General features: G+C 31.5%; 16 protein-coding genes. 8 read left to right on the top strand and 8 right to left on the bottom strand.

Going from position 1 to position 16,354, the window contains the following annotated elements:
* The first annotated feature begins 268 nt into the window (after window positions 1-268).
* Both KA814_RS08355 and KA814_RS08350 read left to right on the top strand, forming a co-directional pair.
* Window positions 269-1,750 (top strand): sucrose-6-phosphate hydrolase, encoded by a 1,482-nt coding sequence (locus tag KA814_RS08355; protein WP_064209765.1) that lies wholly within the window; start codon window positions 269-271, stop codon window positions 1,748-1,750.
* Window positions 1,751-2,716, top strand: a complete 966-nt coding sequence (locus tag KA814_RS08350; RefSeq protein WP_107521818.1) for a carbohydrate kinase family protein — start codon at window positions 1,751-1,753, stop codon at window positions 2,714-2,716.
* Between the two features lie 186 nt (window positions 2,717-2,902).
* On the opposite strand, the gene agrA is transcribed toward KA814_RS08350, so the two are convergent.
* The 6 genes from agrA to KA814_RS08320 all read right to left on the bottom strand — a co-directional run bounded on the left by agrA (window position 2,903) and on the right by KA814_RS08320 (window position 8,048).
* Complete coding sequence (agrA, locus tag KA814_RS08345) at window positions 2,903-3,619, bottom strand: quorum-sensing response regulator AgrA (protein WP_046208006.1); 717 nt, start codon at window positions 3,617-3,619, stop codon at window positions 2,903-2,905.
* A gap of 12 nt (window positions 3,620-3,631) precedes the next feature.
* Window positions 3,632-4,927, bottom strand: coding sequence for a quorum-sensing sensor histidine kinase AgrC (agrC, locus tag KA814_RS08340; protein ID WP_064209763.1), 1,296 nt, complete (start codon window positions 4,925-4,927; stop codon window positions 3,632-3,634).
* Window positions 4,928-4,957: 30 nt separating this feature from the next.
* Window positions 4,958-5,095 carry a cyclic lactone autoinducer peptide AgrD gene (gene agrD / locus KA814_RS08335; RefSeq protein WP_064209762.1) on the bottom strand — a complete coding sequence of 46 codons (138 nt, stop codon included), beginning with the start codon at window positions 5,093-5,095 and terminating at the stop codon, window positions 4,958-4,960.
* Window positions 5,096-5,097: 2 nt separating this feature from the next.
* On the bottom strand, window positions 5,098-5,667 hold the full coding sequence (locus KA814_RS08330; RefSeq protein WP_064209761.1) for an accessory gene regulator AgrB: 570 nt from the start codon (window positions 5,665-5,667) through the stop codon (window positions 5,098-5,100).
* Window positions 5,668-6,405: 738 nt separating this feature from the next.
* Window positions 6,406-7,191 (bottom strand): carbon-nitrogen family hydrolase, encoded by a 786-nt coding sequence (locus KA814_RS08325; protein WP_064209760.1) that lies wholly within the window; start codon window positions 7,189-7,191, stop codon window positions 6,406-6,408.
* Window positions 7,192-7,418: 227 nt separating this feature from the next.
* Window positions 7,419-8,048: a nitroreductase family protein gene (locus tag KA814_RS08320; RefSeq protein WP_046208001.1), complete on the bottom strand. Its 630-nt coding sequence runs from the start codon at window positions 8,046-8,048 to the stop codon at window positions 7,419-7,421.
* 193 nt (window positions 8,049-8,241) lie between these two features.
* Between KA814_RS08320 and KA814_RS08315 the strand changes: the two genes are divergently transcribed.
* A complete protein-coding gene (locus KA814_RS08315) occupies window positions 8,242-10,011 on the top strand; it encodes an SdrH family protein (protein WP_107521937.1) in 1,770 nt (589 codons plus the stop codon).
* A gap of 94 nt (window positions 10,012-10,105) precedes the next feature.
* Here KA814_RS08315 and mroQ read toward each other — a convergent pair whose 3' ends face one another.
* The gene (gene mroQ / locus KA814_RS08310; protein ID WP_064209758.1) at window positions 10,106-10,849 is read right to left on the bottom strand and encodes an intramembrane glutamic endopeptidase MroQ; all 744 of its coding nucleotides are present in this window, start codon (window positions 10,847-10,849) and stop codon (window positions 10,106-10,108) included.
* A gap of 175 nt (window positions 10,850-11,024) precedes the next feature.
* Between mroQ and groES the strand changes: the two genes are divergently transcribed.
* From groES to KA814_RS08295, 3 genes are all read left to right on the top strand, one after another.
* Window positions 11,025-11,309 carry a co-chaperone GroES gene (gene groES / locus KA814_RS08305; protein ID WP_019469562.1) on the top strand — a complete coding sequence of 95 codons (285 nt, stop codon included), beginning with the start codon at window positions 11,025-11,027 and terminating at the stop codon, window positions 11,307-11,309.
* A gap of 51 nt (window positions 11,310-11,360) precedes the next feature.
* The gene (gene groL, locus KA814_RS08300) at window positions 11,361-12,983 is read left to right on the top strand and encodes a chaperonin GroEL (protein ID WP_046207998.1); all 1,623 of its coding nucleotides are present in this window, start codon (window positions 11,361-11,363) and stop codon (window positions 12,981-12,983) included.
* 403 nt (window positions 12,984-13,386) lie between these two features.
* On the top strand, window positions 13,387-13,854 hold the full coding sequence (locus KA814_RS08295) for a bacillithiol transferase BstA (RefSeq protein ID WP_064209736.1): 468 nt from the start codon (window positions 13,387-13,389) through the stop codon (window positions 13,852-13,854).
* A 369-nt stretch (window positions 13,855-14,223) separates the two neighbouring features.
* On the opposite strand, the gene KA814_RS08290 is transcribed toward KA814_RS08295, so the two are convergent.
* Entirely contained in the window at window positions 14,224-15,516 is a 1,293-nt protein-coding gene (locus KA814_RS08290) for an aminotransferase class I/II-fold pyridoxal phosphate-dependent enzyme (RefSeq protein ID WP_046207996.1), read from the bottom strand.
* Between the two features lie 200 nt (window positions 15,517-15,716).
* On the opposite strand from KA814_RS08290, the gene KA814_RS13625 reads away from it, so the two are divergent.
* Window positions 15,717-15,812 (top strand): Trp-rich small protein, encoded by a 96-nt coding sequence (locus KA814_RS13625; RefSeq protein WP_225309943.1) that lies wholly within the window; start codon window positions 15,717-15,719, stop codon window positions 15,810-15,812.
* A gap of 229 nt (window positions 15,813-16,041) precedes the next feature.
* Complete coding sequence (locus tag KA814_RS08285; protein ID WP_046207995.1) at window positions 16,042-16,236, top strand: SE1626 family protein; 195 nt, start codon at window positions 16,042-16,044, stop codon at window positions 16,234-16,236.
* Window positions 16,237-16,354: the final 118 nt, after the last annotated feature.

The following is a 16,354-nucleotide window of genomic DNA, read 5'->3' as shown; positions in this document are numbered from 1 at the left end:
TTTATAGGGATGAATGTTGATGAAACAGAACTTATGTTAAGCATTGTTGATCTGATGTGGTCTTAGACATAGGAATCATATATTGATTAAACATCATACAAGGTGTAATGATATTGAAGAAGAGAAGCCATAGCGCTTTGAATCGATAAAAAGACAAATCTAATTAAATAGGAATGAAATAAAAACAAATGATGCATAAATGTTATGCTGAGTTGAATTGAGATGGACAATATCCGGAAAGTAGTAGTTAATAATAGGAGGAAATAAAGTGAGTGAATGGACAAGAGATGAACGTTATCAGCGTTACGAAGATATTGATCAAGAAGTAATGGATGAATTAACTGAGCTTGTGAATCAATCTAAATATAGACAATTATTTCATATTCAGCCGAAAACAGGACTCTTAAATGATCCTAACGGTCTAATTTATTATAAAGGAGAATACTACATCTCACACCAGTGGTTTCCTTTAGGAGCAGTCCATGGTTTGAAATATTGGTATACATATAAAAGTAAAGATTTAATAAATTTTGAAGATCAAGGGATTTCACTAAAACCAGATACAAAAGATGATAGTCATGGTGTTTATAGCGGCAGCGCATTTACATATCACAATAACTTGTATTATATGTATACAGGAAATCATAGAGATGAAAATTGGAATAGAAAGTCGACACAACATATAGCTAAAGTACTCGATAATGGCGAGGTTCAAAAATTTCCAAAAGCAGTAATAGCAGCACCGCCGTCAGGATATACACAACATTTTAGAGATCCTAAAGTGTTTGTTAAAGATGGAATTTACTATGCAGTCATTGCTGCACAAAATGAAGAAGGATATGGAAGAATACTTCAATACCAATCAACAGACATTGTGAACTGGACATTTCAAGGAGAAATAAAAACAAAGCTTGAGGCGTTTGGTTTTATGTGGGAATGCCCAGATTATTTTAATTTAGATGGCTTCGATTTACTGTTATTTTGTCCACAAGGTATTGAACCGGAGGGTGAAAAATTTAGGAATATTTACCAATCTGGTTATATTATGGGGCAATACGACATAGATCACCTTGTTATGGATCATGGTGATTTTCATGAATTAGATTATGGTTTTGATTTTTATGCGCCTCAAACTTTTACAGATGAATTTGGCGACAGAATACTCATTGGTTGGATGGGCTTACCAGAAGTGACCTATCCTACAGATTCAGATGGTTGGGCGCATTGTTTAACAATTCCGCGTATTTTGACAATTGAACAAGGCAATTTAAAACAACGTCCTATTAAAGCACTTCAACAATTAAGAACGAATAAAGAAACAGCATTAGGTTACGCTAATAAATTTACGCGATTCTTAAAACCATATGAAGGTAAACAATTTGAATTGATTATTGATATCTTGGAAAACGAAGCTACTGAAATATATTTTGAAATAAGAGCTTCAAAATCACAATCTTTACGTATCGCTTATAATACAAAAAACAAAAAAATTACATTAGATCGTAGTGAAAGTGGCGCATTACCAGAACCAGTAGAAGGTAAAACACGTAGCACTTATTTGGATACACCTTTATCACAATTACAAATGTTCGTTGATACATCTAGTATTGAATTATTTTGTAATGATGGTGAACGTGTAATGACTTCAAGAATTTTTACAGATGATGATGCGATAGGATTTAAAGCTTCTACTGAATCTGGGCAAGCCTTTCTCAATTTCACAAAATATGATATAAAGGGTGGACAATAAATGAAACGTTTACTTGCAATCGGTGAAGCACTTATCGATTTTATTCCTAATCAAAAAGATTCAAAATTAAAAGACGTAGAAGGGTTTACAAGACAAGTAGGAGGCGCACCTTGTAACGTTGCTTGTACAACCACAAAATTAGGTGGTCAAGCAGCTATGATCACTCAGTTAGGAAACGATGCTTTTGGTGATTTAATTGTAGAAACAATAAGTAATATTGGTGTGTCTACAAACTATATCCGACGAACAGATGAAGCGAACACAGCTTTAGCATTTGTAAGTTTAACCAAAGAAGGAGAACGAGATTTTTCATTTTATCGTAAACCATCAGCAGATATGTTATATCAACCTAGCAATATAGATGCAATAACTGTAACAGAAAATGATATGTTACATTTTTGTTCTGTTGATCTCGTAGATAGTCCAATGAAACAAGCGCATAAATCGTTAATAAATAAAGTGAAATCAGCAAATGGTACGATTATATTTGATCCTAACGTACGGTTGCCATTATGGCCAAGTGAAGCGGAATGTAAAAATGCAATTCGTGAATTCTTGCCATCAGCACATATACTTAAAATTTCAGACGAAGAATTGTCATTCGTCACTGGAAAAAAAGATGAAAAAGAAGCAATCGCTTGGTTATTCCAAGGTAGTGTAGAAGCTGTTATATACACTAAGGGTAAAGAAGGTGCTGAAATTCATTTCAAAGATGGTACCGTGCATAGTCATGGTGGTTATAAAGTGAAAGCAATAGATACGACTGGTGCCGGTGATGCTTTTGTAGGTGCATTAATTAATAGATTAGCAGCATCTGATATTATCAATCCGATAGAAGCATTAAAACGAGAAGGTGGAACTATGCTTCAATTTAGTAACATCGTTGCTGCAAAAGTTACTACAAAATATGGCGCTATTGAGAGTATACCTACTTTAGATGAAGTTCAAGTGTTACTTGATTTTTAACAAGAAAGGGAAGGACTGCAATAATTCTCTCAAGTTAAGGTGATTAAGGTTGAATGGGTGTTGAAGGTTGAATGGGTGTTGAAGGTTGATTTAAGCTAAACGCATATATGAGTTTCACACAATAAATTGAAGAGTGATGTTAAAAGGCTGAGACATTTTTGTAGTCTCAGCCTTTTAGTTTATGTATTAAATTTTTTTAACATTACGTACAGAAGCATAGCAGTGTTCATTATTTTTGAAATAAACAATACGTGACTTAGAATCAATGGATTCAATATTGTGTCTATTGACAACAAAACTATTATGACATCTGAAAAAACGCTCGTCCAAATTATCAATTTCTTTTAAATTACCATAAAATTCAATTTGCCTATTGTCCAAATGAGCAATCAAACGATGCGAATTCGAAGATGATTCAAAGAACATGACATCATCGTATTGTACATAAATAGAATTGCTGCCGCGTTTAAGTTCGATTGTTTCAACCGTGCTTTCTTTTGAAAGTAATTTCAATCGAGTTTCTGAAGTTTCGAGGCAATCAATCACTCTGGATTTTAATTCGTCAGGATCATCTTTGAAGATGAAATCCATAGCAGCAACTTTATATACAAAGGTTAAATAAGTGAGCTCACTATGACTTGTGACAAATATGATATTGCTCACAGGATCATATTTTCTAATCTCACTTGCTAATTTAATACCGTTAATATCGGCCTCTAATTGTATATCAAGAAAATAACAACCAATATCTTTAAGTTCCTTTGCACGTTCCAATACCTCATAAGGATCTGACGTAGCTACTTCAATTTCCATTGGTTTTTCTTCTATCATGATGTAATTATTGATAATAGAAACTATATTTTCACGTTGTCTTACATCATCTTCACAAATGAATATTTTCATATTTACACATCCTTATGAATTAGAATTTAATATTTCTACTTTTTGAATAAAGTAGTTATTGTCTATAGTTGTATCTAATAAAACATTGGAAGTTGCATCGGTTATTTCTTTTAAGTTAGATAATCCTAAACCACGATTTTTTCCTTTTGTTGAATAATTTTCTTGGAATAAAGTATGTACTCTAGGCATATCAGGCTTACATTTGTTCATGATGATAAACATAACTGAATCGTCTTCATTTTTGATAAAAGCAATGCGAATTAGAGGATCATCCTCTATTTTTTCTGAAGCTTCTATAGCATTGTCTAATAAAATACCAATAATTCTACTCAAATTGATAATAGGCATATCAATTTTTTCAATTGGCTCTGGAACTTCAATACTTAATCTTATATTTTTTTCTTGAGCTTGTAATATTTTAGTTGTGATTAAACCTTTAATTTCACGGACTTTTAAATTTTCAATACCATTAATTTTAAGTGTTTTCATTTGCATATTATCTTGCATAGGTATGATTTCTTCATTGAAATACTTGCGTAAACCTTCCATATCATTTTCTCGAATATAATCAGATAATGTTGAAAGGATATTAACATAATCATGCCGAAACTTACGCATCTCATTATTAATCTTTTCAATTTGTAACGTATATTTATAATAATTTTCTATTTCTTTAATATTACGTTTATATTGGATTTGACGTATAATGCTAAAGGAAATAGTAATGATTAAAATTGCCGTAGTAATGATAACCACAGCATACATGATTGAAATAAATTTAGCATCACCAAATGAAACATTTTGATTTGGTAAGTAAAAATATATCAACCCTAAGATAATAAGTAGAAATAAACTAACTAATATTAAATATAATTTATTCAAAGATAAATCTGAAAAAGAGAGTCGTTTTATAAAAAATTTTGCTATGTATGCGTAAATTAATGAAAATATAATATATGTGATAGCATAAAATATTGAAAAGTTATATTTAATAACTATTATGTCTACAATTAGACTACTTAACCACAAACTTGTGAAATTTGCCATGTACAAAATAAAAAAACAAATCATTGCGGTAACAATACCAAGAAATTTGTTTTTATAATACATAAATACTAAACTTGCAAAGAATAGAAATAGAACAGCTTGTGATTCAATTGTAAGAAATAAGATAGCAGAAAGGATTATAATTCCAATAATAGAAATATAATCCTTCACAGTATAACTAATCCCGCTTATAAGCTTCATATTATAAAGTAAAATAATTGCTTGTATTATTAATATAACTACTAAGATTAAAACCGCCATATTATACACACTTTCTAAGTAACTATTATTTTATTTATATAAATCTGTTAACTCTTTAGGAATCTCAGGTTCATCAGCAAAACCTGTACAAGGTTTAACACTTGAAATAGTACCAATAAAAGCAAAGAACTTAGCAAAAATAGTTAAAATTGATTCGAAAATATTCATAATTAATAATCCTCCTTAGGGAAAAATATTGGAATTTGTAAAATTGCAATGATGGTAATACCAAGCAACATTAGTTGTTGGTATGGTTCATCTAAAAATACAGAAATAATTAATAATAATAATGTTACGGCGATAGCTTTGATTTTTTTTCCTTTTCTAAGTCGTTGTGGAATAGGTTGCTTTTTAGTTGCAGATGGTGAGAAAATTATGATTAAAACTAAACCTATTAAAGACAAGGTATACATTATTTCAGACGGTACTTTAATATACCCGACTATCCAAGGAAGTAAAACAAAGTAAAAAAGACTTTCTAAATAACATAATAGAGAACTTCTAGCATGTGCACCATGTGCAAAATGTCTGATTAAAAAAAATGATAAGTGTACAGTCAGTGTGTATAAAAATAGGTTGAAAAGGATTGAAATGCCATAAACTACAATAGTTTTCGCAAGATTGCTAACTACAACTTGCATGCCTAAACGCATTTTCAAATACTCTATATTATCTAGATTGTTTCGTATTTGAAGTTGTTTAGCAAGTCTATCTATTTTATTGTCAATTAATTTTACCATTGGCTATTCTCTCCTCACCCATATTATACAATTTTAATTATATTTTAGGCGTCTCATTGCTTAAGTGTATGTTTTGTATTCCTAACTGTTTGTATTTCTTATCTTTTTAATTTTAACATATAATTCTTAACAAATAAGTATGAAATATAACGAGTTAGGAATTATTAAACGCAATTTCAAAAATTCATGGTTTAATAAACTTGTATCACAAAGAAGTGATAAAATTATTTAGACTTAGCCGTTTAAATGATGTTGTTAGTTAGGCTTTTGAGCAGGAGCCTAATTGACTTTACTAAATTGTGACTGTATCTTCGTATAGTTATTGGAGTTACAAGTTTAGTTGTCGGTTTCATTTCTTTGAATACGGATAAGAGGAGGCTGATGTTGTGACAAGAACCTTTTCAGTAATAGCTAGTGGTTTCGTGAAATAGTACTAAATTAGTACACAACTCGCTTAATACGTTAAGCAAATCCCTTAAATTTGTATTTGTAGACCTTTCCCAGTCTCAAATCAAATCTATTTTAACATTGTCTATAACAGAGACAATTTAAAATTTAAACATGTAAGCTATCGGAAACATCATTCAATTTATCATTTTAATCGGTAAATTCACTAATTTTTTTCATAATTAATAACATCCCCAAAAATAGATAGAGAAATAACTGTATAAAACATTCCCTTAATAATAAGTTACAAAAAACCGTGAGTCCCTCCCAAGCTCACGGTTTTTTTATGTTTTATTTATAAAGATGAGGTCTCAAATTTTTAAATACGGGTATTGCTTCACGTTGTTTAGAAACCTCATCTAAATTTAACGAACAATTTAATCTTCCTTCTTTATCATTGAGTTGATCTATAATTTCACCATTTGGATTAATAATTATTGAGTTACCAGCATACTCAGTTTTACCATCGTCACCACAGGTATTACAACCGACAACAAACATATCATTTTCTATCGCACGTGCTTTTAATAAAGCTATCCAATGGTCTAATCTAACACTTGGCCACTGTGCTACATAAAATGCGATTTCTGCTCCTTTACGTGCTGGATAACGTAGTATCTCAGGGAAACGCAAGTCATAACAAATAATTTGAGCAATTTTTACACCGTTAGAAAGTGAAAATGGTTCAGGAACAGCATTGCCTGGGCTCATAAAGAGTGGTTCATCTAACATTGGTACAAGATGTACCTTATCGTAACTATTGATTAAATAGCCTTGCTTAGATACTGCAAAGGCAGTGTTATATACACTTTCTTTCATGATATTAGATACAGAGCCTGCTACAATATCTACTTGATACTGAATAGCTAATTTTGAAATGAACTCAAAACTTCGTGATAATTGTTGATCTGCTAGTTTGTTCAATTGGGGTAAGGCATATCCGTTGTTCCACATTTCTGGCAATACAACAACATCTGTGTCAGTCGTCACATAATTAGAGAACCAATTTTTAATGGTTGCTTCATTAAAAGAAACATTTGCTGGTTCAATTTTAAGTTGAAAGATTTCTATATTCATCAATTTCACCCCTTAAATTAGTATTAGACTAAATATACTAAATATATTTAGAAAATTCAAAATATGATAAATTGTATTATATCTAGATATGAAAAAAGAGGCGAAGACACAGAAGTCTAAGCCTCATATTTTGGCAATCATACTAACATTGATAGAAAAGGAATGCATTTTGTCCACGTTTTTGAAGGTGGATGTATAATAACATGTCATTCCATATATTTAATCTTTTATTTTTTTATAAGGAATCGTTTGCTTATATCATTAAATTCTTTTTCATTAGCTGCTTCACGAATATTACCGAAAGGCATTTGTGCCATCAGTTTCCAAGTTTTTGGAATATCAAAAGCTTCAGAAACAGCTACATCTACAAGTGGGTTATAATGCTGTAATGAAGCCCCAATACCTTCAGTGCTTAGTGCTGTCCAAATAGCGAATTGATGCATTGCGTTTGTCTGATTAGACCAAATTGCAAAGTTTTCTGCGTAATTAGGCATTTGATTTTGTAAGCCTTCGATGACTTCTTCGTCCTCAAAATATAAAATTGTTCCATATGAATGTTTAAAATTATCAATTTTATCAGCAGTCGGTTGGAAATCGCGATCAGGTCCCATTGTATTTTTCAGTGCTTCTTTTGTAATTTCCCAAAATTTATCATGGTTATCATTTAATAATAAAACAATACGTGTAGATTGAGAGTTAAATGAAGATGGTACATGTTTAACTGCATGTTCAATTATATTTTCAACTTCTTTATCAGAAATTGAAATTTCTTTATCTAAACTATAAATTGTACGTCTTGTTTCGATTGCATTTTGAAATGCATCTAAATCTTTTGATTTTTTAGAGAAAATTCCCATTATAGTAGCTCCTTTATTAATTCAAAATATATATCTAGTATAATAATTATACCTGAGTTTGTAAATAGGGTTTTTACAAAAAATTTCAGATTTATTACTTTTTCCTTTCAATAACCATCTATTTAATGAAAAAAAGTGAGCTTTCTAATATAATTATAATGAATACAAGGATTACTAATATGGAGGTGAGAAAATGAAAGGGTATAAAATGAATAAAGTATTAATCTCTAGCTTCGCTTTTGCAATAAGTGCCGCTTTAATATCTAAACCAATTCAAGCTGTTGAAGATCAAAATAATAACACATCGACTGGCACAAAGAATAAATTTGCTGAAACTGATGAAATGGGACGTTCATATTTTGCACCTTCAATTTCCAACCTTTATAATGTAGACGATAAAGAAAATTCTGTCTCTAACGTTGAAAATAATAATATAATAAAAAATGAATTGACAGATGATAATTTAAAATCAGATGAAAACTATGATTCATTGAATGATAATGTTTCTAACAATGATGGAAGTGATACACACATTCAACCCGACAATCCAAGTGAAGGAGACATATCTGATACAAATGAAGAGGGTGGTACAGAAGAGACGACAAAATCTGACCAACCTGATAAAGATGAAGATAAATCTTCAAAACCAGATGAACCAAGCGAAGGAGACACTTCTGATACAAAAGGAGACGGTGATACAGGAGAAACATCAAAACCAGACAAACCCAATAAAGATGAAGAATCACCTTCAAAACCAGATGAACCAAGCGAAGGGGACACGTCTGATACAAATGAAGATGGTGATACAGGAGAAACATCAAAACCTGACCAACCTGATAAAGATGAAGATACATCTTCAAAACCAGATGAACCAAGCGAAGGGGACACGTCTGATACAAATGAAGACGGTGATACAGGAGAAACATCAAAACCTGACCAACCTGATAAAGATGAAGATACATCTTCAAAACCAGATGAACCAAGTGAAGGAGACGCGTCTGATACAAATGAAGGTGAAGGTTCATCGCCAAAACCAGACAAACCCAGTGATGGAAATACATCTGGTTCAAATGGAGGTACAGGAACACCGACAAAGCCTGACCGACCAAATGAAGGTGGAGGTTCATCACCTCAACCAGACAAACCCAGTGATGGAAATACAACCGGTTCAAATGGAGGTACAGGAACACCGACAAAGCCTGACCGACCTAATTTGACACCACCGTCAAACTCTCATTATCCCAATACACCAAGTAATGGAAATCATGAGAGTGGTAATGGAGATGCGTATCAACCAACAAAACCAATCAAACCATCATATTCTGCGCGTCCGAACTTAAAAGGATCAAGTGAAAATGCACAATCAAATAAATATCAAAGTGATTTTAATTATGGAGATTTAGCAGTTAAAGAAGATACAAATCAAGCGTCGACGCATACAAAAAGTGACCGTCAAATTTTAAATAGATTTAACCAAATGTCTACCGGTTCATTTAAATATAATCCTTTTGTTGTAAACCAAGTAAAACAATTAAACAATGGTGAAGAAAAAATTTCTAATAGAGAAATTTTATCCATATTAAGACCACAACGATTTGATGATAATGCTTTTTTAAATGAGTTACAGAAAGGAACGAATTATTTTAAATTTCAGTATTTTAACCCATTAAAATCGCAGGATTATTATAAAAATTTAGATAATCAAGTTTTAGCTTTGATTACAGGTGAAATTGGCTCTATGCCAGATTTGAAAAATCCCAAAACGGAAAGTGCTACAGGTAAATATGAGTATCATTCTAGTGGCGATGAAGAAATGACTGAAACTGCAGATAAAGATTCAAAAAATACTATTGATATAAAATTTGAACGTATATTATTTGCTTTAATAACAGCTATTTTTATTATCTTTGTAGGTGTCGTAGTTGGTTACTTTGTTCATCGTAAAAACAAAAATAACGAATAACTAAAATATAAAAAGGGTTAATCCATTTCATAAGATGGATTAACCCTTTATTTTGAGAATGTAACTATTTTCTTATTTTATAATAAAATGTTAGTTAAACAATAAGATTAAAAATAAATGAAGTAGTTTCTTGTAACTCTTTTATTTTTTCTGGTCCAATTAAAACTTGAATAATTACTACAAAACCATTTTGCATCATATGTACAGCAATAGGAACCCATATGCGCTTAGTAAATGCATATAATCCTGAAAAAATCATTCCCATACCAAAGTAAATGATGAAGAAAGCTGGGTCACCGTGTGCAGCACTAAATATAATAGAACTTACTACCGAAGCTACAATGAATTTTAGGGTCTTATTACCTTTCATAAGTTGATATAACTCACCAAAGATAACTTTTCTAAACACATATTCTTCAAGAATTGGGCCTACAATTGAAATTAAAATAATGAAGACAGGTATATCTTGAGCGACTTTCATTAACCTTTCTGTATTTGGACTTGATTGCGGTCCACCTAATACAAACATATTAATTAAATTAGCAATGATTTGATAAACCATAACACTAACATATCCAACGAATGCCCATAGTATTGCGTAGCGCTTCTTCTCTTTTGTTTGTTGTTCTAATTGTGTTGGATTAGCAATGAAATTATTGATTATAATGATAATGATGGATGCAATTATAAATAAAATCACTTGTGTATAAATATTGGTAAACATTAACGATTTACCACTTAAATTGCTGAAAAAACCAGCCATATGTAAAAATAAAACACCATATTGTGCTAGACCATAAATAACTAATGTCAATATGGATACCCACAAACGAGACATAATGAACCTCCAAAAATAGTTTATATCTTATTTTAGCGTAAATTATGTTCACACACAAAATATACAACGATGGTTTTAACTTGAAATATTGACCAACTTTGATTATTATAGAAAATAGATTAGCACTCAAGGTAATAAAGTGCTAAAGATTTCCAATTCTAAGGAGGAACAATCAATGTTAAAACCATTAGGTAACCGAGTAATTATTCAAAAAATAGAACAAGAGCAAACAACAAAAAGTGGTATTGTATTAACAGATAGCGCTAAAGAGAAGTCAAATGAAGGTACGATAATTGCAGTAGGTGCAGGACGTATTTTAAAAGATGGTTCTCGAGTTGCTCCTGAAGTGAATGAAGGCGATAACGTTGTTTTTCAACAATACGCTGGCACAGAAGTTAAACGTGGGGACGAAACATATTTAATTCTAAACGAAGATGATATTTTAGCAATTATTGAATAATAAAAATTATAACTACGATAAAATATACTAACAACATGGAGGTTAAGAAATATGGCTAAAGATTTAAAGTTCTCTGAAGATGCACGTCAATCTATGCTAAGAGGTGTAGATAAATTAGCAAATGCTGTCAAAGTTACAATTGGTCCTAAAGGACGTAATGTTGTATTAGATAAAGAATACACTTCACCATTAATTACTAATGACGGTGTAACAATTGCAAAAGAAATTGAATTAGAAGATCCTTATGAAAATATGGGTGCTAAATTAGTACAAGAAGTAGCGAACAAGACAAATGAAATCGCTGGAGACGGTACAACTACAGCTACTGTATTAGCACAAGCAATGATTCAAGAAGGTTTGAAAAATGTTACAAGTGGTGCTAACCCAGTTGGACTACGTCAAGGTATTGACAAAGCTGTAGAAGTAGCGATTGAAGCTTTACATGAAATTTCACAAAATGTAGATAATAAAAATGAAATAGCACAAGTTGGTTCTATTTCAGCAGCTGATGAAGAAATTGGTAAATATATTTCTGAAGCAATGGAAAAAGTTGGAAATGATGGTGTGATTACAATTGAAGAATCAAGTGGCTTTAATACCGAATTAGAAGTTGTAGAAGGTATGCAATTCGACAGAGGTTATCAATCTCCATATATGGTCACAGATTCAGATAAAATGGTTGCAGAGTTAGAAAGACCATATATTTTAATTACAGATAAAAAGATTTCATCTTTCCAAGATATTTTACCGTTATTGGAACAAGTGGTTCAAGCTAACCGTCCAATTTTAATAGTAGCTGACGATGTTGAAGGCGATGCATTAACAAATATAGTATTAAACCGTATGCGTGGCACGTTTACAGCAGTTGCAGTAAAAGCGCCTGGATTTGGCGATCGTCGCAAAGCAATGTTAGAAGATTTAGCAATTTTAACAGGTGCACAAGTGATTACTGACGATTTAGGCTTAGAACTTAAAGATGCAACAATTGATATGCTTGGTACTGCTAATAAAGCTGAAATTACTAAAGACAATACGACAGTTGTCGATGGTGATGGTGATCAAAACAATATCGATGCAAGAGTAAGTCAAATCAAAGCACAAATTGATGAAACTGATTCTGATTTTGATAGAGAAAAATTACAGGAACGCTTAGCGAAATTAGCAGGCGGTGTTGCAGTAATTAAAGTTGGTGCAGCAAGTGAAACAGAGTTAAAAGAGCGTAAATTACGTATTGAAGATGCTTTAAACTCTACAAGAGCTGCCGTTGAAGAAGGAATTGTAGCAGGCGGTGGCACAGCATTTATGAACATTTTTGATGAAGTATCAAAAATTGAAGCTGAAGGCGACGTAGCTACAGGGGTTAATATCGTCTTAAAAGCTCTAGAAGCACCTGTACGTCAGATAGCAGAAAATGCTGGCTTAGAAGGCTCAATTATAGTTGAAAGACTTAAAAATTCAGAAGTAGGCGTTGGCTTTAATGCTGCTACTAATGAATGGGTGAATATGCTTGAAGCTGGTATTGTAGATCCAACTAAAGTAACACGCTCATCACTTCAACACGCAGCAAGTGTTGCAGCTATGTTCTTAACAACAGAAGCAGTTGTTGCTAATATTCCTGAAGAAAATAACAATGAACCGCAACCAGGTATGGGTGGCATGCCAGGCATGATGTAAAATATTTATCACATCCATGTTTAGTTGGTTGATATGACGAAATAATATAAAAATTAAAAACAAACTTTATAGAAGATACTCATGGACGTTTCTCATTTAAACAAATTTTTTGAGAAACGTCTTTTATATATATCATAGTATAAGTTAAAGCAAAACAAACGTGTTATTAAACTGGAGATTTACTAGTGATAATACAAAGGTGTCAGTGTATGCTTTTTGATTATAAATTATATCTAAATTTTGAATCGATGGATTAGATATTAATAATTAAAATATACATTGTTTATAATAATTTTACTTATGTGAATAAGTATTAAATAAAAGGGTAGAGAGTGGATGTACGTTTTTATAGCCACATTATATTTAAGTTGCACGATATTTGAAGAGTGGAGGGGATTAAATTATGACAAAGAAATCAGTATATGATGTTATTGATATGGGTGTTAATTATTTAATTTCAGGTTATGATAATTGGAGTAATGATCAAGTATTGGACGATAAAATTGATTTATTCCCAAATACAATACATTGGCAATATGGTCATGTTTTAACTATATTTGAATCTGCATTATCTTTATATGATAAAAATACAGTAGATGTAGAGAAATACACACGTTTGTTTGGTTATGGATCCTCACCAGAAAATTGGGGAGATGAAACAGTACCAAAAATAGATGAAATCTTGAACGATTTACAAACCTTACCAGAGCGTGCTCAAAAAATTTCAGATGAAGAACTACAAGCAGAATTAACTGAAACCATTGCAGGTTGTAATACGTTAGACGAATTGTTGGTATTAAATGCCATTCATATTCCTTTACATGCTGGTAAAATTGAAGAAATGTCTCGTGTTTTAAAACAACAACAATAAATTAAATAGATACTGATATATAAATCCTAGAAAAATAGCACACAGATGATTTAATGATATAATTTAATCCATCTGCGTGCTTCTTTATTCTTCAGTATTTCGTATTGTTGACTCGCTTTCTTAGGGGGGCAGCTTCATCCTGTGATCTTCAGCTTATCCTGTTCCCCCAAGCGTCTCGCTAGAATACAACTCATTCACATGTAATTCCACATTAAAATACTTTAAAAAACAAGGCTCTATATCAAACCAGGTAGTAGCTCAATGAGCTAACTATAATTAACACAATATTGAAAAGGGCAATTTCTATATGATTTCAATAGAAATTGCCCTTTTTTACTTGTCCAAGAACTTTATGTCCCAGTGACTTTTTTATACATTTTGTAAATCAGAAATGGCTTTAGCTATTGAATCAAAGACATGAGGGATATCATCTTTTTCTACACAACTAAAAGCAATTCTAATGTCAGAATCATTTAATGCAATTACACCAATAGAATAATTTTCAATTAAATGCTTACGTAACTGTTCTGGATTAACATTTTTAACTTTAAGCGCCATAAAGTATCCAGAGTTAAAATCATAGGGTTGCCAATATGTTGAATATTTTTCGTCATAAACAACAGATTTTGTAGTTTGGTATCTTGCATTTAATGTATCTATATTCTTTTGAATCTCTTTGTCAAATTGATCATGGTTTTCAAGTACATATTTAACTGCACTTTGAGAAGGCATTGGTCCACTAGAAATATTACTTCTAATTAACCCTTTTACTTTGGCTTCTAAGACTTGTTTTGTAATAGGATCGTTCACACCAAAACTAATAAATCCAACACGTAACCCCCATGCAAAGAATTCTTTAGTAGCTCCATCTAAGCGGATAGGTAATAAATTAGGCAAATGTAAATTTGTTAATGCAGTAAATAGAGATTGCGTGTAAACATCTTCATAGAATAAACCATAGTAAGCGTCGTCTATTAATGCAATAACATTAGTGCCACGCTCTGCAAGTGATTTGATGGCATCGACAATAACGGCTACTTCATCTTTAGTAGGCGTATAGCCAGTTGGGTTATTAGGATAATTCAGGATTAAAATAACTTTATCTTTGTTATATTGTTCTAAAGTATGAACAAGTTGTTCAGTGGTGAAATGTCCATGCTCATCGAAGATATCATATGTTTCAATTTCAGCACTATGTCTTGTACTATATACTAATTTATAGTTACCCCAATTATGTGATGGTAGTAAAATTGTGTCTCCGCTATCAACAAACATATCTCCCACAATAGATAGACCGTGTGTCAATGCATTCGTAACAATAGGTCTTGTCATGTGATTCGCAGTTAAATCAGGATTGTCTTTCAACATTTTTTGTTGCCATAAATCGCGAAGTGCTTCTAAACCTTGAGGAGGTGCGTACGGAAAGATGTCATTTGGTTCTAAATGATTGAACATATCATTTAACGTTTCAGCATACATTTTACTATCTTTATATGTTGCCATACCAATTGTGGCATTATACTTAGTAGCTTTCGCTTCTGCAGATTGTGATAAAATGCCTTTGGGATAATACATTAATTTGCCTAAATCAGAAAGCATATCTGCGATTTCTGGATTGGATTTAGATAATTGTTCGTTTAAATCTAAAGCTAAAGGATTCATAGTTTGTTAACCTCTCTTTACTTTTTAAATGATATAACTATATTATCTTGAAATCAGTCAAAATTAAAGCGTTCTAAACATTTTATAAGAAAAATATAAATTTATGGTCATTTTATACGAACATGTGTTCTGATTTATGTTAGAATATAGATAGGCCATCAAAATCCTACATGGTACTTTTTTGTGGGGGGTGTAGTATGATTACGTGGTGGCAAGAAATTTTAGTAACTTTAATAACAGGTGGCTTACTTGTTGTATTCCGTGTTTGGTTAGAAGATAAGTGGAAAGACAAATAGGTGGCCTTACACAAAAAACCCCAAGTCTGATAGCGCAGACTTGGGGTTGTGTAGTATAATTCGTGGATACAATTATATTTTAGCACCACCAAGTATAAACTGCAAACAATATATTCTATTGCGTGTAATGGAAATTAATAAAATAATAAATTTAAATAGAAATAATACGAATGAGTTTTAGAAATTGCGAGTAAATTTTGATACAATATAATTATTTGAGGTGAGTATAGTGAAGCATTTAACAAAAATATTTGTGGTTATTGCTATTGTATTGTTTGTCGTTGGTTATTATTTGCAGGCTACTGGTCATGAAAATTCAGGCATAAAATTATTAATTGCAGCAATTATGTTTATGATATGTGCATTTATAAATAGAAGTAATGATAGACGCAAAAGAAATAACCAAAATCATAAAAGGAAATAAATAGTAAGATAGAGACAACAATTTCTTTCTTACTAAGAGTAAGGCTACCCATTTTTTATGTGGGTTAGCCTTTTTTATTTTAAACGATATAATTATTTGTTTTAATATTTAAAACAAA

The sequence above is a fragment of the Staphylococcus sp. GDY8P196P genome (assembly GCF_017891705.1).
GTDB lineage: Bacteria > Bacillota > Bacilli > Staphylococcales > Staphylococcaceae > Staphylococcus > Staphylococcus ureilyticus.
Note: the sequence above shows the minus strand (reverse complement) of the source record. Positions and strands in the feature narration are given on the sequence as shown.

Coding starts and splice junctions, on each gene's coding strand:
- KA814_RS08320 (WP_046208001.1), bottom strand. CDS start 8,048: ATGGGAATTTTCTCTAAAAAATCAAAAGATTTAGATGCATTTCAAAAT.
- KA814_RS08350 (WP_107521818.1), top strand. CDS start 1,751: ATGAAACGTTTACTTGCAATCGGTGAAGCACTTATCGATTTTATTCCT.
- agrD (WP_064209762.1), bottom strand. CDS start 5,095: ATGAATATTTTCGAATCAATTTTAACTATTTTTGCTAAGTTCTTTGCT.
- agrA (WP_046208006.1), bottom strand. CDS start 3,619: ATGAAAATATTCATTTGTGAAGATGATGTAAGACAACGTGAAAATATA.
- agrC (WP_064209763.1), bottom strand. CDS start 4,927: ATGGCGGTTTTAATCTTAGTAGTTATATTAATAATACAAGCAATTATT.
- KA814_RS08330 (WP_064209761.1), bottom strand. CDS start 5,667: ATGGTAAAATTAATTGACAATAAAATAGATAGACTTGCTAAACAACTT.
- KA814_RS08295 (WP_064209736.1), top strand. CDS start 13,387: ATGACAAAGAAATCAGTATATGATGTTATTGATATGGGTGTTAATTAT.
- groL (WP_046207998.1), top strand. CDS start 11,361: ATGGCTAAAGATTTAAAGTTCTCTGAAGATGCACGTCAATCTATGCTA.
- KA814_RS08315 (WP_107521937.1), top strand. CDS start 8,242: ATGAAAGGGTATAAAATGAATAAAGTATTAATCTCTAGCTTCGCTTTT.
- KA814_RS08290 (WP_046207996.1), bottom strand. CDS start 15,516: ATGAATCCTTTAGCTTTAGATTTAAACGAACAATTATCTAAATCCAAT.
- groES (WP_019469562.1), top strand. CDS start 11,025: ATGTTAAAACCATTAGGTAACCGAGTAATTATTCAAAAAATAGAACAA.
- KA814_RS08325 (WP_064209760.1), bottom strand. CDS start 7,191: ATGAATATAGAAATCTTTCAACTTAAAATTGAACCAGCAAATGTTTCT.
- mroQ (WP_064209758.1), bottom strand. CDS start 10,849: ATGTCTCGTTTGTGGGTATCCATATTGACATTAGTTATTTATGGTCTA.